The organism is Dyadobacter sp. BHUBP1 (assembly GCF_050587785.1).
Taxonomy (GTDB): Bacteria; Bacteroidota; Bacteroidia; order Cytophagales; family Spirosomataceae; genus Dyadobacter.
This window is the reverse complement of the sequence record NZ_JBOBIH010000001.1, coordinates 1490589-1511970: the sequence shown is the minus strand read 5'-3', so window position 1 is coordinate 1511970 and position 21382 is coordinate 1490589. Positions and strand designations below refer to the sequence as shown.

Genomic DNA, 21382 nt, shown 5'->3' with positions numbered 1-21382 from the left:
TGTATTTTGATAAGTGCAAGAATTTCATCAATCTGCAACAAAAAGGGCAGCGTAGCCGATGTTTCCATTGGTCCGTATTTTGTATATATTTAATATCACAATCCTAACTGTTCATTTCAAATCTGTACACATGAGAGCTATTTTTATCCTGGTAACCATTTTTCTGGTCAAAATGAACCTGCCCGCCCCGGAAGTTACCCCAACGGCTATACCGCTTTGTCACACGCCTGCCAATGCGATGTCGGAGTTGGCTGCCAACCCGGATTTCCGGATGCTGCACGAAACACCGCTGCCGTTCAGCTACCAAGGTGCCGGCGAAACCGTCACTTTCCCAACGTCCGACGGGAAAACCGCTTCCGGTTTTTTGCTTAAATCACCGAAAAAGTCCGACAAATGGCTTTTTGTATACCAGGAATGGTGGGGACTAAACGACTACGTCAAGCAGGAAGCCGCCAAACTGCACAAAGACCTGGGCGACGTGAACGTACTGGCATTGGATATGTACGACGGCAAGATAGGCACCACGCGCGAAGAAGCCGGCCGACTTATGCAAAGCACACCCGCTGAGCGCCTGGCCGCCATTACGAAAGGCGGTATTCAATATGCCGGTACCAACGCAAAAATCGCCAGCATCGGCTGGTGCTTTGGTGGAATGCTGTCTTTGCAGAATGCCATTGCCGGGGGCAATCAGGTAGTAGGTTGCGTGATGTACTACGGTCGTCCGGAAAGCGATGTGGACAAACTGAAAAAGCTCAACACCGACGTCCTAGGCATTTTCGGTAGCCAGGATCAGGGGATTCCGCCGGCCACCGTTGCCAAATTCGAAGAAGACATGAAAGCCGCGGGCAAGAAAGTGACCATCAAAATGTACGACGCCGTCCATGCCTTCGCCAACCCCAGCAACCCAAAATACGACGCTGATGCCGCTGCGGATGCATATAAGTTGTCGTTAGCGTATTTGAAAAGGAAGTTGGGCTAGAAAATCGCGTTTGCAAAGCGATGCTTGTGAGGGGGAATCGGTGTAACATCTGCACAGAATAAATCGCGTTAGCGATGTAATATTGATAGCAAACATTTGTCGAAACGTAACCGACAAAATCCCGGTCAGGGATGTAACAACAATAGGAACGCCGTTGCGACGATGTACTTGTTGTTGCATGCCCAAGGGCATTTTACTGACCTGCCTGGTGATGATCTGCTACCAATGTTACATGCCTAACGGCGTTAGGTCTACGAGCGTTCTACCAAATTTGCGCAATGGGATTGATCAATCCGGTGGTTATACGCTCCATTTTCCTCGTATTGCAGCAAAAAAGATCCATCTTATCTCGTTACTAAATCCGTCTTTTAATCGGCACAGAACAAACAAAGCCCGGCTCATCGCCGGGCTTTAAAGTTCATGCAAATCAAGGAATTGGCTTAAAGTAACTATTTCTGTCTTCCCGAATCGCTTCAAGTCTAACAAGTCTCTCTTGTTTCCCGTAATCAGGTAATCCGAAGAGCTGTCCTTGCAGAGCGCCAACAAAAAGTCGTCCTTTGGATCCGGACTATGCCTTACAACCGAAGTTGCTTCGAAATGCAGGCTCTTTTCAGATAGGAGTTTCAGAAAGTCTTGGATCTGCGATGTCGACATGAAACGAATAAATTTGGGGCGAAAAATCACGACGCTAAGCTCACTCAATAATACTTTATCCGTAATGACTTCAAACCGCCGGTTATTAAGGACAAGGTTGAGTCGGCGCCGTGAGTTTTCATTAATCAACGCACTGACATATAAATTCGTGTCAAGAACTACCCGAATCAATTTGATTCGCGGCCTTCCCGAACCGCCTTTATTTCTTCGAAAATATCCTCTTCTGTTATTGAATCAATGTCCGGAAGTGTTTTGGACAACTCCTCCCAACGCTCGTTCCAAGAAAGTTTCTCCTCCTTTACCGATATCAACCCTAGGTCTACCAGATCGTCAATCAAGCGTCTGGCTTTTGGATTGTTTATTTCAATAGTTAGCGTTTCCATGATATTCAGTTTTAATCTAAAATATGAATTTCAACACCTAAAACCAAATCGAATGTCCTAACGCCATAAAGCAACAAAGCCCGGCTCATCGCCGGGCTTTGCTATATCTTCCCAAAAGAGAAAACTACTCTCCTTTTCTTTCGAGACGCAACACCGGTGCAGCAGTATCGGCATTTTCTGCCGCTTTTGCAGCAACTATTACAGCCTGGGCATTCTCGTCAAGCTTTACACTTGCCGCATCGTGCGAACCCGTTCCGATATGCGGGGCGATTACGAGTGACACGATCGACATCAGCTTAATGAGGATGTTCATCGATGGTCCTGAGGTATCTTTGAATGGGTCCCCAACGGTATCGCCGGTTACCGCAGCTTTGTGCGGGTCCGACTTTTTGTAATAGGTTTCGCCATTGATCACCACCCCTTTCTCAAACGACTTTTTAGCATTATCCCACGCGCCGCCGGCATTGTTCTGGAATATTCCCATCAATACTCCGGAAACCGTAACCCCTGCCAGCGTTCCTCCCAGTACTTCCGGACCAAAGAAGAAACCTACCAGCACGGGTACAATGAGTGCGATGAGACCAGGCGCGACCATTTCCTTGATGGATGCCTGTGTCGAAATCGCGACGCATTTATCATATTCAGGCTTCGTTTTGCCTTCCATGATGCCCGGCAGTTCGCGGAACTGACGGCGTACCTCTTCCACCATTTTCATGGCGGCACGTCCTACCGCAGCAATGGCAAGTGAAGAGAAAATAAACGGTATCATGGCCCCGACGAAGAGGCCCGCCAGTACATTGGCTTTATAAATATCAATGGAGTTGATCCCTGCTACACCGCAGAATGCTGCAAACAGCGCGAGAGACGTCAATGCAGCGGAGGCGATCGCAAAGCCTTTACCAGTTGCTGCGGTAGTATTCCCTACTGCGTCCAGAATGTCGGTACGACCGCGTACTTCTTCGGGTAAATGCGCCATTTCGGCGATACCACCTGCATTATCGGCAATCGGGCCGAATGCGTCGATCGCCAGCTGCATGGCCGTAGTGGCCATCATACCCGCCGCAGCGATAGCCACACCATACAAACCAGCCACTTCATAGCTCAGGAAAATACCGGCAGCCAATACCAGAGTAGGGATAACTGTGGATTCCATCCCTACCGACAGCCCGCCGATAATGTTGGTAGCATGGCCGGTAGAAGATTGATTTACAATCGATTGAACCGGGCGCTTGCCCATAGCAGTATAAAACTCCGTAACCATCGACATGATTGCCCCCACAATGGAACCTAAAAGGATAGCCCAGTACACATCCATTGCCGTAAAATCGACGCCACGGATATTTAAGTTACCTTCCGGCAGCATCCACATCGTGAGCGGATAGCTTACGACGAGTACCAGTATGATCGAGCCCCAGTTACCTCGGTTCAATGCGGCCTGTACGTTACCGTGATCGTCGCTCACGCGCACGAGGAGCATGCCGATAATCGACGAAATGAGGCCTACTCCGGCGATCACCATCGGCAAAAGGATCGGCGCAATGCCACCGAAGTTATCGGTTCCCTGCGCCACGATTTCACGGCCGAGTACCATCGTAGCCAGAATGGTGGCCACATAAGATCCAAAAAGGTCGGCACCCATACCAGCCACGTCGCCCACATTATCCCCTACGTTGTCGGCGATGGTGGCGGGGTTACGCGGATCGTCCTCCGGGATACCGGCCTCCACTTTACCCACGAGGTCGGCGCCCACGTCGGCTGCTTTGGTGTAAATACCGCCGCCTACCCGTGCAAAAAGGGCGATCGACTCGGCACCCAGCGAGAAACCCGCAAGGACTTCCAGCACACGTTCCATCGGGAGGCCATTCACATCGGTGCTATCGCCGACAAAAATGGAATACAAAATGATAAACAAACCACCCAATCCCAGCACCGCAAGGCTCGCTACGCCGATTCCCATCACGGAACCGCCCGTAAACGACACTTCGAGTGCTTTTCTAAGGCTCGTACGCGCCGCTTGCGTGGTGCGTACGTTCGACTTGGTAGCGATGTTCATCCCGATATATCCGGCAAATGCGGAAATAAAGGCCCCTACCAGGAACGATACACCAATAAACGCGCTGGAATTTTCAACCAGTGTGCCTGAGTAACCCAGTATCACACTTACAATCAAACCAAAAACAATGAGTACACGCCATTCGGCTTTCAGGAAGGCCAGGGCACCATCTGCAATTGCGTCCGCTATGGTTTTCATTTCAGGACTTCCCCCATCCTGCCGGACAACCCAGCCTCTTTTGAAGAACATAACCAGCAAGCCAACAAGGCCTAACGCCGGCACTAAATAGGTAATGTTACTCATGCGATGATCAATGATTTGGTTAAATGGTTTTTTATAATTCTCGTAAATATAGAGAAAGGCACCTCATAACAAAATCACGAAACCGCTATTTTTGGCCAATTCGTATAGATTTTATTAAAATTCTGAGAGTTTTTGACTCCATTTCGAAGTAATGTTTCGATAACAAACTGGCTCTCAAGGAATAACAAGAGCACTTGACGAAAGCACTCTCATACGCACTTAATTGAATAATAAAATGAATTATTTGGGATAATCAATGAAAATAAAGCCCCAAAAGGGCTGTTTCAGCGCTTTGGACGAAGCAGGGCCAGCAGTAAAAAACTACCCACAAAACCGACCACGCCCACCGCTGCAGCAAGTAGCGTGCCACCCAAAAAATATTGTACAAAGTTGACATGAATTGACTCCAACGTCAGGTTTTCCAGGGAGGTAATCTGCACGCCATTGCGGTAAAACAATCCGCCGAATTTGTAACTAGCGTAGATAATGAAAGGTATCGCCGGGGGAATGCTGATGTGCGCGGCCGTGAGGAATAGCACCTTGTTCATCCGGAAAACGATCGACAGCGGAATGCCCACCATCAGCTGGAAACCCCAAATGGGCACAATACCCATGAAAAAACCGAAGCCCACCGACTTGGCTTTACTGAAATTGCTTTCGTCGGACTTCACTGCCTCGTCGCGGATGATTTTCCAGAGTCCCTTTTTTTGAATGTAGCGAAACAGCCGCTTCGGAAAGTAGTATACCAGCGTGAGCGTGACCAGCCAGGTGTTAAGGATACTAATGCGGGTAAAATCGCGGAACGGCCTGAAATGCGTCACGCGCTCGTCTTTATCGTAAATCACCTGAATATTAATCGGCACAATAGGCACCTCTTGCCAGGCCATTTTGACGATCACTTCGATCTCCGTTTCGAATTTTGTCGTGAAAAGCGACATCCTCCTTAGCGGTCCGAGCGGGTACAGGCGAAAGCCGGTCTGCGTATCGGGCAACGTGAGCCCGGTTTCGAATTTGAACCAGAAATTGGAGAACTTATTCCCGAAAGAGCTTTTCCCCGGTACGCCTTCCTGCTGCATGTTCCGCGATCCCATGAGCAATGCGCCCGGGTTTTCGATGGCGGCTTGAATAAAAAGCGGAATATCGGAGGGTAAATGCTGGCCGTCCGAATCGATGGTGATCGCATTTGCAAAACCGAGCCGAATAGCCTCCGCAAATGCTTTTCTAAGCGAAAATCCCTTCCCTTTGTTTACAGCGTTATCCAGCACACGGATTTTTGCGCCGTAACCGACCAAAATGGCCGTCGTGTCGTCCGTGGAGCCATCATTCACGACAATCACCTCTTGTCCGGACGCATATTGTAAAACGCCGTCGATCACCCGCCGCAATGTCTTGCGATTGTTGTAGGTAGGAATGATCACACAGCATTGAATGTCCGAAAGGGTCATTAGGGCTATTGAATGTGGGTTTAAACGATTGAATGGAAACTGGCGCGCGCCTTGAAATACGTCTTTTCACCATGTCTGCCTGAGGCGTTCACATCCAGCAATGCTTCGCTTTTGTATTGAATGTGAATCGTCAGTTCGGGCGTTTCGACCGGATTAAGCACTTCGAGAAACTTGCACGTGCTCATTTCTTTTAATGCAAACGGTTTTCCAAATGCTTTGGATAAAACCGTTTTCACCATTTCCATCTGCACCACACCGGGAAGTACCGGCGAGCCGGGAAAATGTCCCTGAAATACGGGATGCGCGGCGTCGATCCGCAAGGTTCCGGTGATCTGATTCTCGCTCCGTTCCAACGCTGTAATCGTATATAAACTGCTCAGTGGCATGGTCATCAGAGATCTTTGAATAGGTTTTCAGCGATGGGCTGGTTGAATTTTTCCTGCTGAAACTTCATAATGCTTTTGTCCCCGCTCTTCTCAAAAAAAGAGAGCTCTTTCAACCGCAGCGAACTCCGGGAGAAGTTCATCACGATTTTGGAATAAATATTCTTTAAACGGCGGTTCACCGGCGTCAGCACGATCTGGTACTCATCGCTATCTTCCAGAACAGCCGATGAAAAGCCTTTATTCTGCTGAAAATCACCATTGACCAACCCGATCATCAGCTCTTTGATCTGCGCCGCCATACGTCCCGCCTGCCCCATATTCTTCTCCTTGGTGCCCTCCTGCACGCGTAGCTTGTCTCCATTGATCAGGATAATATATTTTGAAGGTGTCCGTTGTTCCCAACGCATCTTATCCTTCTGCTGGTAGTAAAACAATCCCGACGACTTTTCAGGCTCTTTGAGGACGGCCAGGTGCTTTTCTTCGGTAAATAATGCCTGAATTGACGTCGTCGCCTGCGAAGTTTTTCGCAGCTCGGCCAGCACCTTTTCAGGGCTGCCCGACGGCTTGAAAGACTGCGCCATTGAGCCATGCGCCGCCATTAAAACGGCCACTATGATGAGTATTCTAATGCTTTTCATAAGGTTCCTTCCCGATCAGCCGGGGAAGCGGTTCTATTTTAATACCCATTTCACGACAATGCCCGATGATGTCCGGTAGCGTATCGGCCGTCAGCGACAAGTGATCATGCAACAGAACGATATCCTTAGGCTTCAATTTTGAAATGATGGTGTTGATAAGCTGGTACTTATTCTTCGCACGCGTATCCATGCTCCTGAGCGACCAGCCGATGGACTGCATTTGCAAATCCTTCAAAACGGCGGCGTATCGTGGATTAGTCACCCCGAATGGCGGTCTGAAAAACACCGGAACACGACCAGTAATGTCGCGTATTGCCTCATTGCACCGCTGAATGTCCGTCCGCAATTTCTGCGTCGAAAACAATGCTATGAGGTAATGATGGCTGTACGAATGGTTGGCAATAGTATGGCCTTCGTCCACAATGCGGCGTAATAGCTCCGGGTGGTTCACCGCTTTTCTTCCGATTACGAAAAAGGTTGCTTTCAAGTCGTTTTCAAGCAAAATGTCGAGAATGCGGGGTGTCGAATCCGGGTCCGGGCCGTCGTCGAATGTGAGTGCAACAGCCTTTGTGCGGCCTTTATTAATTGATTTAACAAAATAATTGGCCTGAATCTGCGCAGAGCCGTAAGCCGTCATGCCGACAAACAGCAGTGCGATGCCCCCCAGCACCAGCCACAAGTAATCCGTCTCCCAAAAGATGATGGAGCTGAGCGCCGCCGCGGTAATGCAGAAGAATATGAGAAGATTATGCTTCAACGGCTTTCAGAAGGGTTAATCCCAAATTACTTTTTCTTAATCCATTACAAATCAACACATTTCTTATTCCATTACTCGTACCGAGCAAATCCATCGCATAATGCAATGCAAATGCCGAAGCAGTTGGATAAACACCCGCCAACGACAGGTAATCGACGTTTCGCGCTGCTCCCTGCACGGGCGTGCCGGCATACAATACGAAGTCAATATCGCCCGCCTGCAAGCCGTTGCGATCCAGAAATGCGCCGATGTCTTCCTGCCCGTATTTCGCTCCACCGCTGGTGTAAACATCGGTCAATACCGCTTTTGCACCCATGTTTTCAGCGGAAAGCACAAAAAAGGAAGCAGCGGAAGTAAGCGGAGCGCCGGCTTCGAATGCCAGTTGTACTGCAATATCTTCCAGGATATCGATATGCTCATCCGCCGCGCCTACGAGCACGTTGCGGTCGCCCTCACGCAGGAGCATGGCCGCGTCGAGCAGCGCGTGTTCGAAGGAAAGCGTATTCTGCGTGTGGGTCATATTGTAGCCATGGTTGCCCAGGCTCAGCGAAATCTGCCCCGCCATGGTGTTATGCGTCGACTGGATGAATGAAGTAGGCGGCAGCAATCCCTCGACGGTCAGTGAGGTGTTGAGAAACTTCTCGGTATCCTGCAAACAGCCCAGCCCCGTCCCTACTACGATTGCGTCGGGTTGGCCGGTACCGGCTTGCTCAATGCAATCTTTGGCACACGTAACCGACATCCTGAGAATCTTGCTCATGCGTCGCAGCAAGCCGGCGTCGATATAGGCCTTATAGTCAGGGCTGATCAATGCGGAAGACGCCCCAACCGGCTCCAATACCCCGGAAAAGCCCGGATTGCCGAATGTAGGCTGGTGCGAAATCGTGGACGCCGCCGATAGGAATAATGCCGGTTTATTCATATTTCGTCAAAACCAATGATGAATTATTTCCCCCGAAGCCGAACGAATTGGAAAGCACTGCATTCACTTCCACGCCGGTTTCCAACTGTGTCGCCGGTACGAGGCCGGTTTCGGCGATCGGAGTACGGTAATTCAGGTTTGGGAAAATGAGGTTATGCTGAATGGCCAGTACCGAGAATACCGCTTCGATAGCACCAGCCGCAGCAAGGGTATGCCCCGTAAATGCTTTGGTAGAACTGAATGGCGGTACGCGGTCGCCAAAAATGTTTTGCAATGCTACCGATTCGGAATGGTCGTTGTTCTTCGTACCCGTACCGTGCGCATTCACGTACGAGATCTGGGCGGGCCCGATGCCCGCGCGGCGGATGGCATTTTCAATCGCCAAAGTTGCGCCCTTACCGTCCGGCGAGGAGGCCGTCTGGTGATACGCATCGGCTGCGTTGGCCCAGCCGCTCACCTTACAAATAGGCTTGTTACCCGTCAGTTCAAGGCTTTTCTCACCTTCCAGCAACAGAAACCCTGCTCCTTCGCCGAGATTCAGTCCCGCCCTCGACTCATCGAATGGCCTGCACCACTGATCGTCGTAGATCATCAGCGACCGGAAACCATCGATCGTGAAACCACTCAATGCATCGGAACCGCCGACGAGCACGCGGTCGAGCGTACCTTGCAGGATCAGCCGGGCTCCGAGCATAATGGCGTTCACACCCGAGGAACAGGCGGTTGAAAGCGTATTGATATAACCCGTAATGCCCAGTTCCTTCGCAATGCGCTCAGTCGTGCTGCCGCTGTCGTGGGTAGTAAGCAAACGGTAATCGGGGTTATTTTGGGCCAGATAATCTTTGTAAAAAATTTCACTACGGTCCATACCGCCTACCGACGTGGCCGAAATAATGCCGGTACGGATCACGCCCGAACGCTTGTTGTTGCCCCACGCTTCACGTGCTGCCTGTAAGCCAAGGAGCGAAGTCCTTGAAACGTATTCGGTATCCACCCCCAATGCGGCGCGCAGTGCGTCGTTGGAAGCCTTCACCTCGCCGGCCAGTTGGGCCCTCGTGCCTTGCAGATAATGCAGCGGCCCGATGCCCGTTTTGCCCCCACGCAATGCGTTCAGGTTCTCGTCCACCGACATGCCAATGGCCGACACGACGCCGATCCCGGTAATGCAAACGCCCATTCGGTGTGGTGGTTAAGCTGCTTTTCTTTTACGGATATATGCCGCCATCGTGTCGATGGACTTGAATGCCTCCTTACCCTCTTCCGGGTTCGTCAGCTGGATACCGTGGTATTTTTCGAGCAGCACGATCAGTTCGAGCGCGTCGATCGAATCGAGACCCAGGCCCTGATCATTGAAAAGCAGCGCATCGTCTGCGATATCCGCCACCGTCAGGTCTTCCAGGTTAAGCTGTTCGATAATTTGTTTTTTAAGATCTTCTTTTAAACTATCCATATTGCTGATTAATTGAGCGTCTGTTAATATGCCGCAGCTGTCTGCGACAGGTGGAGGAGGTTTTCTTCGTTGAATTCGATACCGCTTGCCTGTTCTTCCACCATAAAAAGGAAAACATCCGTGCTGCCTGCCGTCACTTCCAGCCATCCGCCCAACAGCGCGCGGCTGTCCGAGGCGAGTAGTATCCGGCTGTAATCGAGGTAAAAACCGGGGACGAATTTAGGCAAAACAGCAAACATATTTTCACCGTACCATTTGTTGAGAATGGCGATTTCACCCAGCACAATGTTGGGCAATGTGTATACGAAAAGCGACGGGCTCGGGGAGCCGCCACTTTCATAAGACTGAATAAACCGCCGGTCGGTCTCCGCGCTCGACGACGCATTGGCAAACACCAATGCAATCTCATCGTCCGCGTATGCCTCCGAAATGCCTGGATTGGCCCGCTTGATGAGCTCCGAGGCCAGGTAACCGGCCTGTGACAGCACGTCCATTTTGTAAAATTTAGGGTATGCCAACCCCTGCTGCCTGTAAATCTGCTTGAACCAGGAATCCTCCGAGCCGGTATCGCGCCGCGCGACTATTTCGCCGTTCACGAAGCATTCATCTGCCCGCAGGTTACAATATGCCGTAATCACTTTCATAAATCCCTGATCATCAATGAAGCATTGCCCCCGCCGAAGCCTGAGGCCGTTTTGAGGACTGTCCGCAGCTTTTTCGGCTCGTTTTCAAGAATGATATTCAAAGGCATGGACGTACCCGCATCGCGGTAGCCCAAACTTTTGATCAGTATACCATTCCGCATCATTTGCATACAAACGGCCGTTTCAATCACTCCCGCCGCCCCGAGCGTATGCCCGAAATAGCCTTTTAGACTATTCAGCGGTTTGTCCGACAATGCAAGTCTGTCAAATGCAATGGCTTCCATTTCATCGTTGAAAACTGTTCCCGTGCCGTGGGCGCAGACGAAATCGATCTCTTCAATCCCGGTTCCATGTTTCAGCATCGTGCGGCTGACACTTCTCACCAACCCCTCGCCCGTCCGCGACGGCCCCGAAATGTGGTTCGCGTCATTGGCGCTAGTACCTGTGAGCAATTCCAGGGGTGTATTGTTAAAAACAGATTTTGTGCCCGAAACCAATGCCGCCCCACAGCCTTCTCCCAGCGTAATGCCGTTTCGTGCCGCGTCGAATGGTGCACAGGGCTTATCGCTTACGGCAAATAGGGATTGAAAACCATATAGGACAAAGTCGGATGCTACATCACAACCCACCACAATGACGTGATCATACTGCCTCGCTTCGACCATATTCCCGGCCACGTTCAGCGCCAGTACGCCCGAAATGCAAGCATTGGAAATCACAATGGGCATATGAAACAGACCGAAGTGCTGCTTTACAGCTGCATTGGTTTCGCTGAACGGGTCTTGCAGATTATCGTCCAGCGCCCCCTTCGTGGAACTGATCAAAACGAGCGTACGGTCGGATGCGAGAATCGAGGCGTCGATGCGCTCTTTCAGTTGGGTTAGTGCTTTGATTACCAACTGCTGAAAGCGCAAAGGGCCATTCAGGCCGGCTATTCTGGACAAATGAATGTCTTCGTTGTTGAATCCGGCCGCCGGAACGAGCGCTATGCCGCTGCGGTTTTCACGGAGCGCCTCCCAGTTATCCTCCGCAGTCTCGCCCAGCGGGCTCACAATGACCTCCGCACCAATGTAGATCATAGGTCGTACTGCGCTTTCCATTCCTTATAAAAATCCGGCGAGATCAGTTCCAGCTCACGGGAGTCGCGGTCCAGAAATACCTGCATGGTTTTACCCGTAGCACAAAGCTGGCCGGTGGTAACATTGATCACCTCGTACTCAAACTGTATTTTCGCCGATTTTGTGGGAATATACCGGGTAATGACCCGGATAACCTGTCCATAGTAAACCGGCGCTTTATGGTCGATCTCCGATTTCACGATGGGCGTCACATAGCCTTTGGCGTGGATGTCCAGGTATTCCAATCCATATTTTTTCCCAAAAGCCTCCCTGCCGTCCTCGAAAAATTTCAGATAGTTGCCGTGCCATACCACGCCCATGGCATCGGTTTCGCTGAATCGGATATCAATATCTATTTCGGAAGCAATCATCAATCAATTGTTAGGGGTTACTCGCTTACCACGATTTTTAGTTCACATCCCAGCAATATACGCCCATCCAGGAAACTTTCGCCCTTTACAAGGTAAATATTTCCCAACTGGTGCAAGGGGGTAACCACCGTGCGGATCATAGCACCGACGGGGGGCAGCTCAGTTACAAGCACTTTGCTGACCGCGCCGATAAAGCCGATTTTCGGCTCACCGCCATCCTCGCTATCCAGGTAACCAAAAGACGCAGCGCAGGTCTGCGCAATATGCTCGATCAGCCCCGTTTCCTGAAAAAAGCCGTCCTGCACCAGCATGTTATCGTCCGTAACCGTAAAATCCGATTCGAATAGCTCACGCGTGGCATTCACAAGGCTATCGACCATCACAAACGGCGGGCGGTGCGGGATATAATCGGTTATGGCGTCTTTCGCGACGATCATTTTATTGAAAGAAATTGAAATAGTTAAACCATTGTTCCGGGAATGCTTTCACCTTCCGTTCCAGTTCTTCCACATACAGCTGCGCGATTTCCTCGGGCTTCATTTTCTCCTCAATCGGCTTGGTGGAACTTAAATGGTAGCTGTATTTGCCGTCCTTGGCTGCAAATACAAAGGTAACCGGTGCATTGAACTTCGAGGCGATCACAAACGGGCCGTACGGGAACTTTGCTTTGCGTCCCAGGAAATCCATTTCGATGTATCGGGCGCCTTCGAGGTAGCGATCGGCGTGAATGGCTACAAACTCATTGTTCACCAATGCATTGCGAATGGATATAATATGTGAAAGGTCGTCCTTGATGGCGATCACTTTAAAACGTGAGCCACCGGTGGACAAATCCATGTATTTCTTGATATTCTCAACCTCGGCATCGAGCATCACGATGTTGATGGTCGGAGTAATGCGGCCTTTCAGCAGGTTCCCGGCCGTTTCCCAGTTTCCTACGTGTGCGCTCAGCAAAATTCCTCCTTTTCCTGCATCCCGGATGTCGATCAGGTATTGTTCGTTTTCAAAAACGTGAGAGAATTGCCGGTCTTTCCCCAATAGGAACGCTGCACGGTCCACGAGCGTCTGCCCGAAAATATAGAAGTTCTTCCGTGCCATTTTCCGGGCATCGGGGGCGGCAATGTGAAGGATGTTCTGGTAAAAATCCAGCAAGGCCTTCCGGGGCTTTGCCGCAAAAAGATAATAGTAGTAAGTAACCACCCGGAGGAGCCCGTAGGCAAACCCGAGCCCCAGGGTATTGATAAAAAACAGGAAAATTTTGTAACCCGTTAACGATCCTTTGGTCTTACCGTCCCAACGGCTCATTCTTACAATGCAAGTTTCTTACCGACAAGCTGATAGAAATCGCCGAAGGTTTCAATTCCTTTAAAATCCTCCCCAGTGAGCTTGATATTGAGGTTTTCATCTATGAGCACAACCAGATCGACGTAGTCGAGACTGTCCAGATCCAAAGTGTCTTTCAGACTGTTTTCAGGAAGAATCAAATCCCGGTCCACCTCAAATTCTTCAGATAAAAAATCTCTGGTCTCTTCAATAACTTCTTCCAAACTCATTTTTACGTCGTTAGCATACATAGCTACAAAATTAGTTTATTCTTGCCGATAGTTTAAAAATATTCCCAAATTTTCAAATAAAAGCCCCACGTCATACAATAAAATCCATTGGAAATCATTGCAGTTGGCGGATGGAATATTGGAGGTTAACAAAAATACAGAATTTCGACCGGCAGCCTATCGCCGTTCACGAAGTTGTAGTAGTAATGTGACGGGCTCCCTACCCGCCCCCGCATTCAGATTTTCCTGACGATCAGCGTAGAGTTGGTACCGCCGAAACCAAATGAATTGGAAAGAAAACAATTGATTGTCTGCTCCTTAGTTTCGGGGATAATGTTGATTTTCGCCGAATCCTCATCGGGATTTTCGAAGTTAATATTCGGAGCAATGAACGAATTCTGCATCATGAGCAACGAGTAAACGATCTCGCTCGCACCCGCCATCCAGCATTCATGCCCCGTCATCGACTTTGTGGAACTCACAGGCACATCGCCGCCGAACACCTCGTAAATCGCACGGGCCTCGCTGCCGTCACCCACGGGCGTGGAGGTAGCGTGTGCATTGATATAGTCTACTTCGGCAGTGGTAATGCCGGCCTGTTTCAATGCCATTTGCAGCGAACGCGTCTGACCGTCGATGCTGGGATTGGAAATATGGTCGCCGTTGGAAGAGAAACCGTAGCCGATCAACTCGGCCAATATCGGTGCGCCTCTTTTCACGGCGGCTTCGTAAGATTCAAGGATAACGGTAGCCGCACCGCCACTCGGGATCAGCCCGTCGCGGTCGCGGTCGAATGGGCGGGAAGCCTTTGTCGGCTCGGATTCCCGCACTGAAAAAGTACCAAGACCATCGAAACTCGCCATCGCGGACGCGTTAATCTCTTGTGCGCCCCCGCATATCACGCGCTCCTGCAAGCCCTGGCTAATCATCAGGTAACCCATCCCAATGGAATGCGAACCCGACGCGCAAGCCGCGCTCAATGTGAAATTGATGCCTTTCAACTTGAAAATCGTCGAAAGGTTCATGTTCACGGTGCTGTTCATGTTCTGGAAAATGGCGCCGGAACCGATCAGCGTCGTATCGTGCTTTTCGCGGACTTTATCAATAGCCTCCATCACCGACGCCGCAGTGCTGTCGTTGCCGTAGATAATGCCGGTCTCGGTCTGTTCGAGGAAGTCGACGTCCAGGCCTGATAACGCCAAGGCCTCGTGCGTGGCCATGTAGGCGTACATAGCGGGCTGGTGCATACCCATGCGTTGGCGGCGCGAGAGATAGTTTTTCAGGTCGGGTTCCTGCACCATCCCCGTAAGGGCCGAGCGGAAACCGAAATCTTTCCTAACCTGATCGAACACGATCCCGCTTTTACCGGCATACAACGATTTCGTGACCTCGTCCAGGTTCTGTCCCAGACAGGAATAAATGCCGATACCGGTAATGACAACCCTGTGGCTCATCGACTATGAGTAAATTCCTCCGTTAATATTGATTACCTCTCCTGTAATATACGCAGCCTTGTCGGAAGCCAGGAAGCTTACCAGGTGCGCCACTTCGTCGGCCTTGCCGAAACGGTTCATCGGGATCATTTGCTTCAACTCGTTCTCGTTGAGATCTTTGGTCATATCGCTCGTGATAAAACCCGGCGCCACGGCATTCACCGTTATTTTCCGTTTGGCAACCTCCTGCGCCAGCGACTTGGTGGCAGCAATAATCGCCCCTTTCGCGGCCGAATAGTTGGTTTGGCCCGCCACACCCTTCATCCCTGACACCGACGCTACGTTTACGATCCGGCCGGAGCGCTTGCGCAGCATTTGCTGGATTGCATTCTGGGTTACATTATAAAGGCCTTTCACCGAAATGTTCAACACATCATCCCAATCCTTTTCAGGCATCCACATAAAGAGCCCGTCGCGGGTAATGCCTGCATTATTCACCAAAACACCGATGAACTTGTCTTCGTTCTTCTCGCGCCAGCCGTTCAATGCTTCGTCCACCTCGGCCTTGTTCTGTACATTGAATTGCAGCAGCTCGCCGCTGCCGCCGTTGGCCTGGATTTCTGCCAGCGTTTCTTCCGCTGCTGCCTGGTTGGACGCGTAATTGACTAATATATGTAAACCATGGTCCTTGGCAAGCTGAACCGCAATGGCCCTGCCGAGTCCCCTGGATGCACCGGTTACCAATGCGCAATTCATAAGTGAAATGGGGTTTCTTTGATATATTCAAAAACAGCTGCAATGCTTTCGAACTGCGGCACGTCGTCTGTAACAAATTTCGCGCGCTCCCGGATTTGCACATAAACCGATTTCGCATTCGGCGAAAGCTTCTCCTTCTCTTCCGGATGCAGCAGGTCAATCGCCTGGCAAATCGCCATAATATGGATCGACATCACCTGGAATGCATTTTCAAGTACCTGCTTCGCGATTACAGCCGAGTTGGTACCCATGCTTACAATATCCTGGTTGTCGTTATTGTTTGGAATACTATGAATGTAAACCGAAGTCGATAGCGCCTGGCTTTCAGCTGTGGTGGACGTGGCTGTAAACTGCACCCCCTGGAAACCGAAGTTCAGGCCCCAGGTTCCTGCATTGAGGAATGGCGGGAATTTACCGTTCAGCTTGCTGTTCATCAGGAAGTTGAGCTGGCGTTCCATGAGCATGGTGAGCTTGGTGAGCACCAATTTCACTTTGTCCATTTCCAGCGAAATGTAATCGCCGTGGAAATTACCGCCGTGGAAAACGTTATCATCTTCCGGCCGCACGATCGGGTTGTCGTTGGTGGAATTCAACTCATTTTCAACCACTTCCTGCGCATATTGGATCGTATCCAGCACCGGGCCGAGGATCTGCGGCACGCAGCGGATCGAGTAGTATTCCTGTATTTTTCGTTCAAATTCAGTCTTCTGCATCGCCGTATCGTCGCGGAAAAGCTCCTCACGACTCCGGATCAACCCGCTACCGGCTACGAAATCGCGCATGTGCTGTGCTACTACCTGCTGACCTTTATGGTGCTTCACCGCATTGAGCTGTTTCGAGAACGAGTCATCGAACGATTCGATCGCCTCGTTGATCATCGACGACGCGGTAATGGCCCATTGCACCAGCCTTTTGGCATAAATAATGTTGATAGCCGCCATACCCGTCATGCAGGAAGTGCCGTTGATCAGCCCGAGGCCGTCGCGGAGCTCCATTTTAAGGGGTTTAATGCCTTTTTCCGCCAGTACTTCCGCAGTTTTGCGGCGCAGGCCATTTTCATACACATACCCCTCGCCGATCAGGTTCAGGCCCAGATGCGAGAGCTGCACGAGGTCACCGCTTGCACCTACGCTGCCGTGCTCGAAGATTTCGGGCACCACGCCATTGTTCAGAAACGCTACCAACTGCTTGATCACCGCGGTGCTCACACCGGAGTTGGCCTGCAAAAAGGAATTCAGGCGTGCGAGCATGACGGCCCGTGCATATATTTCGTTCAGCGGCTTTCCCACCCCGCTCGAATGGCTGCGGATGAGATTGTATTGCAGATTATTAAGCTGGTCGGTTTCAATACGGTATTGCGCCATCGGGCCAAAACCGGTATTGATACCATATATGATTTTGTCTTTGGAGAAATTCGTTAAAAAGGCAAATGATTGGGATACTTGATGGAGGGCGTCTTCGGCTAAGATAAATTCCTTCTTTTCAAAAGCATATTGCTCGATCTGAGCTAATGAAATACGATTCATTTAATGATGGCGTAATTGAATATGGTGTAAAATAAATCTTTTTTTGCGGCTTTGGCAAACACGACCCGGTAAGCGGCAACAGGCACAGAAGTTGCCTGAGTGATACAATTCATTAATTTTGTCGGACATTCACGTTCCCCTGTCAATGCTAGGAGATTTACTATTAAGGCTAAACAAATTCCTTTCCAGTCACAAAGCCGCGTTTTTCCTTAGCCTGCTCGTCATTGTCAGTATCCTTGTGGCCGGTATTGCGCGGCTAAAAGTAACCGAAAGTATTTTCGCAACGCTACCGAAGGGTAAAAGCTTCGAAGAGTTCAACCGTTTGGTCGAAAGTAAAAACATCATCAACCAGATCGTGTTTTCACTCGAAATCCCTGCTGACACGGACACCGACGCCGCGCGGGAAATCGCCGAGAACTTCACCGATTCGCTCGGCCGCTATACCAACGGCTACGTGCGGAATATCCAGGCAGAGCGGCCGAATGTACAGGAGGATGTATATCAATATGTATACAGCCACTTTCCGCTGCTGATCGAGCCGTCCTATTACACGCATATCCAGGCCCGGATTGTCCCCGACTCGATCCGCGCCTCCGTTGCCTCGGCCTACAACCAGTTACTTACTCCCGGCGGCTCGTTTCTGAAACAATTTGTGCTCAGCGACCCGCTCGGCATTACCGGTAAGTATTTCAAAGAACTCAATGCCGCCAACAACTCCAATGCAATGGTCATGGACGACGGCATTATGTTCACCGCCGACCGCAAGAGCATCCTCATTTTCGCTTCCACCAGCTTCGATTCCGGCAGCTCCGACAAGAATGTGGCGCTTTTCGAATTGATGGAGGCATTCAAAACCAAGTGGAACCGGCAGCACCGCTATAACAAGTTTTCCTGTTTCGGCACATTCGAAATCGCCGCACGTAACGCGATTCAGGTCAAGCAGGACTCCTACTTCACGTCGTTTCTGGCACTGGCAGGCATTCTGGCGCTGCTGATCGCCTATTACCGCAAGCTGCTGATACCTATCTATATTACGATGCCCGGAATTTTCGGGGCGTTGTTCGCTTTGGGGATCGTCGGATACGTCCGCCCGGAGATTTCGGGCATATCCCTGGCAACCGGTGCGGTAATCTTCGGCATTCTGCTCGATTACGCATTCCACTTTTTCACACACCTCAGGCACACGCATTCCATTCCTGTCGCGATTAAAGAAGTAAGCGGGCCGCTGCTGACCGGCAGCTTCACCACCGTCATGGCGTTCAGTGCATTGCATTTCGCCAATTCGACGGTCTTGCAGGACTTCGGTCTGTTTTCGTCACTCGCCCTCTTCGGTGCGGCTGTTTTCACACTCACTGCATTGCCGGTCGTGCTTTCTTCGACGGCTTTCGACATTCAGAAAATTCCTGGCGAGAACCGATCTTTCCGCATTCCCACTATCCCGGATAAATGGCGCGGTATCACACTCGCGGGCATTGGCGCGCTGACGATCGTGTTCCTCTTTTTTGCCGGCGGTACCGAATTCGATGCGGGTTTTGAAAACCTCAGCATTCAGGACCCCGAACTGAGCGGTCGGGAGGAAGCGCTCACGGGCATCAATCCCCGGAAGCAGAAACGGATTTACGTCTTTGCGTCGAACCCGCGCCGCGATGTGGCCGAAAAGGTCAATCATAATGCCTGGCAAAAACTTGCGGCATTACGCAGCGAGGGCCGCATTGTCAGTTTCGTCTCCTCTGGTTCGCTGCTCATCCCGCAGGACGTTAAACGTGAGCGGATGCGCCGCTGGCAGGATTTCTGGACGCCCGCCCGTACCGATTCCACGTTTCGTGTATTCAACCGGGCTGCGGCCGAAAACGGGTTCAATGCCTATGCATTCAATGATTTCAAAGGCTGGATTGCCGGGCGGAGCACTTCCAATATCTCGCTCGACACGCTTTTCACCGAGCTGGGCGTCGATAACCTGATCGACATCAAAGCTTCGGGCACCACATTCATTTCCACCGTGGTCGTAGATCAGGTCAAACTGACCGACGTCAAAAAAGAGTTGAGGGCCATTCCGGGCGTCGAGCTTTTCGACCGCGGCGAGCTGGCGGGTGAACTGCTTACGATGGTTAAGGACGATTTCAATTACCTGCTTCTGATTTCCGCTTCCATCGTATTCTTTACATTATTAATCGTGTACGGCCGTATCGAGCTCACATTGCTTTCGTTCCTCCCGATGGCGGTCAGCTGGATCTGGATTCTGGGCATTGCAGCCATTCTCGGCATCAAGTTCAACTTCGTGAACGTGATCGTGACCACATTCATATTCGGGTTGGGCGACGATTTCAGTATTTTCGTGACAGACGGGCTTCTGAGCAAGTACAAATCCGGCAAGGACACGCTGCGCTCCTACCAGGCCGCGATCGCGCTGTCTGCAACAACCACATTAATAGGTACCGGTGTATTGATTTTTGCCAAACACCCCGCTATCCATTCGATTTCGCTGATCAGCGTCCTGGGAATTGTGTGCATTCTGTTCATATCCTTCGTTTTCCAGCCGGTTTTCTTCGATTTATTTGTTCAAAAACGCATTGCCAAAAAGAAAGCACCGGTCACAATGCTGCCGTTTTTGATCAGTGTTTCGAGCTTCACCTATTTCCTTTCGGGCTGCCTGTTTTTGCATTCCAAATTGGTGACGATTCTTTTCCTGCCCATGTCGAAAAAGAAAAAGAAGGCAGCGATCAACAATTCGCTTTCTTTTTATGCCAAAACGGTGATCTACTCCGGCCCGCACGTGAAGAAGAATATCTCCGGCCGCGAAAACCTGGATATGAACAAGCCGGTGATCTTTATCGCCAACCATACCTCGTTCCTGGACATCCTGCTGGCCATTATGCTGCACCCTAAAATCGTGCTGATGGTGAAAGGCTGGGTATACAAATCGCCGTTTTTCGGGCCTATTATCCGGTATGCGGGTTATGTGTACAGCGAGGATGGTCCGGAGGAGAACATTGAAAAAGTGCGCGCATTGGTCGCAGACGGCTATTCCATCCTCATTTTCCCCGAAGGCACACGTTCTGAGGACGGTAACATCGCCCGCTTCCACAAGGGTGCATTCTATCTCGCCGAGCAATTGAACCTCGACATTCAACCCCTATTACTCCACGGCGCACACGATGTACTGCCCAAAAACGACTTCCTCATACGCCCGGGCGCGCTCAATGTACGCGTGCTTCCCCGCATCACGTACGCGGACGCACGCTGGGGCGCGACGCTGCGCGACAAAACGAAGGCTATCGCTGCATTCTACAAGCGGGAATTCGCCGCATTTAAATATGAAATGGAGGATACCAGCTATTTGAAACACAAAATTTTCACCAATTATGTTTTCAAAGGGCCGGTACTCGAATGGTATTTCAAAGTAAAATGGCGACTGGAAAGCGCGAATTTTACCTACTATAATGAGCTGATCGGCGACCGGAAGCGCATTCTGGACGTGGGTTGCGGGTATGGGTACCTGTCGTTTTTCCTGCATTATAAAAATGAAGAGCGGGTGATCACAGGCATTGACTACGACGAGGATAAAATCGAAATCGCGGAAAACAGCTACAACAAAACCGGCAATCTGCAGTTTGTGTACCAGGATATCATGGCCGCCGACCTCGGTACGCAGGATGTCATATTCCTGAATGACGTACTGCATTATTTATTGGAAGAAAAACAGCGTATTTTGCTCGATCGATGTGCCGCGGCCCTGGCGCCCGGCGGATTGCTCTTTATCCGCGACGGCATCACCGACCTCGCCGCGAAACACCAGAATACGCAAAAAACAGAAGCATTGTCGACAGGCCTGTTCGCTTTCAACCGAAAAACCGATGATTTCCATTTCTTTTCGTCCCGGGACATTCGAGACTTCGCCGCGCGGTATGGTTTTAGTTATCAGATGCAGGAGCATTCGGCGAACACTTCCAATGTGCTTTTCGTGCTGCGCAAACTTTCAGCCCCTGTAACTACGCCGATTACTAACTAGGA

21 protein-coding genes are annotated in these 21382 nt (G+C 50.7%); 2 read left to right on the top strand and 19 right to left on the bottom strand.

Annotated features, from left to right (window positions below; all coding sequences use genetic code 11):
* Positions 1-130: 130 nt before the first annotated feature.
* Positions 131-979 carry a dienelactone hydrolase family protein gene (locus ACQ4MZ_RS06205; protein ID WP_430843710.1) on the top strand — a complete coding sequence of 283 codons (849 nt, stop codon included), beginning with the start codon at positions 131-133 and terminating at the stop codon, positions 977-979.
* Between the two features lie 411 nt (positions 980-1390).
* Here the strand turns inward: ACQ4MZ_RS06205 and ACQ4MZ_RS06200 are convergent, their stop codons facing one another.
* From ACQ4MZ_RS06200 to ACQ4MZ_RS06110, 19 genes are all read right to left on the bottom strand, one after another.
* A complete protein-coding gene (locus ACQ4MZ_RS06200) occupies positions 1391-1804 on the bottom strand; it encodes a putative toxin-antitoxin system toxin component, PIN family (protein WP_430843709.1) in 414 nt (137 codons plus the stop codon).
* The gene (locus ACQ4MZ_RS06195; protein ID WP_430843708.1) at positions 1801-2016 is read right to left on the bottom strand and encodes a hypothetical protein; all 216 of its coding nucleotides are present in this window, start codon (positions 2014-2016) and stop codon (positions 1801-1803) included. The genes ACQ4MZ_RS06200 and ACQ4MZ_RS06195 overlap by 4 nt, the downstream gene beginning before the upstream one ends.
* A 124-nt stretch (positions 2017-2140) precedes the next feature.
* Complete coding sequence (locus tag ACQ4MZ_RS06190; protein ID WP_430843707.1) at positions 2141-4372, bottom strand: sodium-translocating pyrophosphatase; 2232 nt, start codon at positions 4370-4372, stop codon at positions 2141-2143.
* 284 nt (positions 4373-4656) lie between these two features.
* A complete protein-coding gene (locus ACQ4MZ_RS06185; RefSeq protein WP_430843706.1) occupies positions 4657-5817 on the bottom strand; it encodes a DUF2062 domain-containing protein in 1161 nt (386 codons plus the stop codon).
* 20 nt (positions 5818-5837) lie between these two features.
* A complete protein-coding gene (locus ACQ4MZ_RS06180) occupies positions 5838-6209 on the bottom strand; it encodes a 3-hydroxyacyl-ACP dehydratase (protein WP_430843705.1) in 372 nt (123 codons plus the stop codon).
* Positions 6209-6841: a LolA family protein gene (locus ACQ4MZ_RS06175; RefSeq protein ID WP_430843704.1), complete on the bottom strand. Its 633-nt coding sequence runs from the start codon at positions 6839-6841 to the stop codon at positions 6209-6211. The genes ACQ4MZ_RS06180 and ACQ4MZ_RS06175 overlap by 1 nt, the downstream gene beginning before the upstream one ends.
* Entirely contained in the window at positions 6828-7598 is a 771-nt protein-coding gene (locus ACQ4MZ_RS06170) for a polysaccharide deacetylase family protein (protein ID WP_430843703.1), read from the bottom strand. The genes ACQ4MZ_RS06175 and ACQ4MZ_RS06170 overlap by 14 nt, the downstream gene beginning before the upstream one ends.
* Entirely contained in the window at positions 7588-8520 is a 933-nt protein-coding gene (locus ACQ4MZ_RS06165; RefSeq protein ID WP_430843702.1) for a beta-ketoacyl synthase chain length factor, read from the bottom strand. The genes ACQ4MZ_RS06170 and ACQ4MZ_RS06165 overlap by 11 nt, the downstream gene beginning before the upstream one ends.
* Positions 8513-9697: a beta-ketoacyl-[acyl-carrier-protein] synthase family protein gene (locus tag ACQ4MZ_RS06160; RefSeq protein WP_430843701.1), complete on the bottom strand. Its 1185-nt coding sequence runs from the start codon at positions 9695-9697 to the stop codon at positions 8513-8515. Before ACQ4MZ_RS06160 ends, ACQ4MZ_RS06165 begins: the two co-directional genes overlap by 8 nt.
* 12 nt (positions 9698-9709) lie before the next feature.
* Entirely contained in the window at positions 9710-9970 is a 261-nt protein-coding gene (locus ACQ4MZ_RS06155) for a phosphopantetheine-binding protein (RefSeq protein WP_106596293.1), read from the bottom strand.
* Between the two features lie 23 nt (positions 9971-9993).
* On the bottom strand, positions 9994-10614 hold the full coding sequence (locus ACQ4MZ_RS06150; RefSeq protein WP_430843700.1) for a hypothetical protein: 621 nt from the start codon (positions 10612-10614) through the stop codon (positions 9994-9996).
* The gene (locus ACQ4MZ_RS06145; protein WP_430843699.1) at positions 10611-11693 is read right to left on the bottom strand and encodes a beta-ketoacyl synthase N-terminal-like domain-containing protein; all 1083 of its coding nucleotides are present in this window, start codon (positions 11691-11693) and stop codon (positions 10611-10613) included. The genes ACQ4MZ_RS06150 and ACQ4MZ_RS06145 overlap by 4 nt, the downstream gene beginning before the upstream one ends.
* The gene (locus tag ACQ4MZ_RS06140) at positions 11690-12103 is read right to left on the bottom strand and encodes an acyl-CoA thioesterase (protein ID WP_430843698.1); all 414 of its coding nucleotides are present in this window, start codon (positions 12101-12103) and stop codon (positions 11690-11692) included. Before ACQ4MZ_RS06140 ends, ACQ4MZ_RS06145 begins: the two co-directional genes overlap by 4 nt.
* A 17-nt stretch (positions 12104-12120) precedes the next feature.
* Positions 12121-12540, bottom strand: coding sequence for a hypothetical protein (locus ACQ4MZ_RS06135; RefSeq protein ID WP_430843697.1), 420 nt, complete (start codon positions 12538-12540; stop codon positions 12121-12123).
* Between the two features lies 1 nt (position 12541).
* Positions 12542-13408 (bottom strand): lipid A biosynthesis acyltransferase, encoded by an 867-nt coding sequence (locus tag ACQ4MZ_RS06130; RefSeq protein WP_430843696.1) that lies wholly within the window; start codon positions 13406-13408, stop codon positions 12542-12544.
* Between the two features lie 2 nt (positions 13409-13410).
* On the bottom strand, positions 13411-13677 hold the full coding sequence (locus tag ACQ4MZ_RS06125; protein ID WP_106596299.1) for a phosphopantetheine-binding protein: 267 nt from the start codon (positions 13675-13677) through the stop codon (positions 13411-13413).
* A 215-nt stretch (positions 13678-13892) separates the two neighbouring features.
* Entirely contained in the window at positions 13893-15110 is a 1218-nt protein-coding gene (locus ACQ4MZ_RS06120; RefSeq protein ID WP_430843695.1) for a beta-ketoacyl-[acyl-carrier-protein] synthase family protein, read from the bottom strand.
* A gap of 3 nt (positions 15111-15113) precedes the next feature.
* On the bottom strand, positions 15114-15845 hold the full coding sequence (gene fabG, locus ACQ4MZ_RS06115) for a 3-oxoacyl-ACP reductase FabG (protein ID WP_430843694.1): 732 nt from the start codon (positions 15843-15845) through the stop codon (positions 15114-15116).
* A complete protein-coding gene (locus ACQ4MZ_RS06110) occupies positions 15842-17371 on the bottom strand; it encodes an HAL/PAL/TAL family ammonia-lyase (RefSeq protein WP_430843693.1) in 1530 nt (509 codons plus the stop codon). The genes fabG and ACQ4MZ_RS06110 overlap by 4 nt, the downstream gene beginning before the upstream one ends.
* 145 nt (positions 17372-17516) lie before the next feature.
* Between ACQ4MZ_RS06110 and ACQ4MZ_RS06105 the strand changes: the two genes are divergently transcribed.
* Positions 17517-21380, top strand: coding sequence for a 1-acyl-sn-glycerol-3-phosphate acyltransferase (locus tag ACQ4MZ_RS06105; RefSeq protein WP_430843692.1), 3864 nt, complete (start codon positions 17517-17519; stop codon positions 21378-21380).
* The last annotated feature ends 2 nt before the right edge of the window (positions 21381-21382 follow it).

Coding starts and splice junctions, on each gene's coding strand:
- ACQ4MZ_RS06120 (WP_430843695.1), bottom strand. CDS start 15,110: ATGAGCCACAGGGTTGTCATTACCGGTATCGGCATTTATTCCTGTCTG.
- ACQ4MZ_RS06165 (WP_430843702.1), bottom strand. CDS start 8,520: ATGAATAAACCGGCATTATTCCTATCGGCGGCGTCCACGATTTCGCAC.
- ACQ4MZ_RS06130 (WP_430843696.1), bottom strand. CDS start 13,408: ATGAGCCGTTGGGACGGTAAGACCAAAGGATCGTTAACGGGTTACAAA.
- ACQ4MZ_RS06145 (WP_430843699.1), bottom strand. CDS start 11,693: ATGATCTACATTGGTGCGGAGGTCATTGTGAGCCCGCTGGGCGAGACT.
- ACQ4MZ_RS06155 (WP_106596293.1), bottom strand. CDS start 9,970: ATGGATAGTTTAAAAGAAGATCTTAAAAAACAAATTATCGAACAGCTT.
- ACQ4MZ_RS06160 (WP_430843701.1), bottom strand. CDS start 9,697: ATGGGCGTTTGCATTACCGGGATCGGCGTCGTGTCGGCCATTGGCATG.
- ACQ4MZ_RS06195 (WP_430843708.1), bottom strand. CDS start 2,016: ATGGAAACGCTAACTATTGAAATAAACAATCCAAAAGCCAGACGCTTG.
- ACQ4MZ_RS06180 (WP_430843705.1), bottom strand. CDS start 6,209: ATGACCATGCCACTGAGCAGTTTATATACGATTACAGCGTTGGAACGG.
- ACQ4MZ_RS06190 (WP_430843707.1), bottom strand. CDS start 4,372: ATGAGTAACATTACCTATTTAGTGCCGGCGTTAGGCCTTGTTGGCTTG.
- ACQ4MZ_RS06135 (WP_430843697.1), bottom strand. CDS start 12,540: ATGATCGTCGCGAAAGACGCCATAACCGATTATATCCCGCACCGCCCG.
- ACQ4MZ_RS06125 (WP_106596299.1), bottom strand. CDS start 13,677: ATGTATGCTAACGACGTAAAAATGAGTTTGGAAGAAGTTATTGAAGAG.
- fabG (WP_430843694.1), bottom strand. CDS start 15,845: ATGAATTGCGCATTGGTAACCGGTGCATCCAGGGGACTCGGCAGGGCC.
- ACQ4MZ_RS06150 (WP_430843700.1), bottom strand. CDS start 10,614: ATGAAAGTGATTACGGCATATTGTAACCTGCGGGCAGATGAATGCTTC.
- ACQ4MZ_RS06110 (WP_430843693.1), bottom strand. CDS start 17,371: ATGAATCGTATTTCATTAGCTCAGATCGAGCAATATGCTTTTGAAAAG.
- ACQ4MZ_RS06205 (WP_430843710.1), top strand. CDS start 131: ATGAGAGCTATTTTTATCCTGGTAACCATTTTTCTGGTCAAAATGAAC.
- ACQ4MZ_RS06185 (WP_430843706.1), bottom strand. CDS start 5,817: ATGACCCTTTCGGACATTCAATGCTGTGTGATCATTCCTACCTACAAC.
- ACQ4MZ_RS06140 (WP_430843698.1), bottom strand. CDS start 12,103: ATGATTGCTTCCGAAATAGATATTGATATCCGATTCAGCGAAACCGAT.
- ACQ4MZ_RS06175 (WP_430843704.1), bottom strand. CDS start 6,841: ATGAAAAGCATTAGAATACTCATCATAGTGGCCGTTTTAATGGCGGCG.
- ACQ4MZ_RS06105 (WP_430843692.1), top strand. CDS start 17,517: ATGCTAGGAGATTTACTATTAAGGCTAAACAAATTCCTTTCCAGTCAC.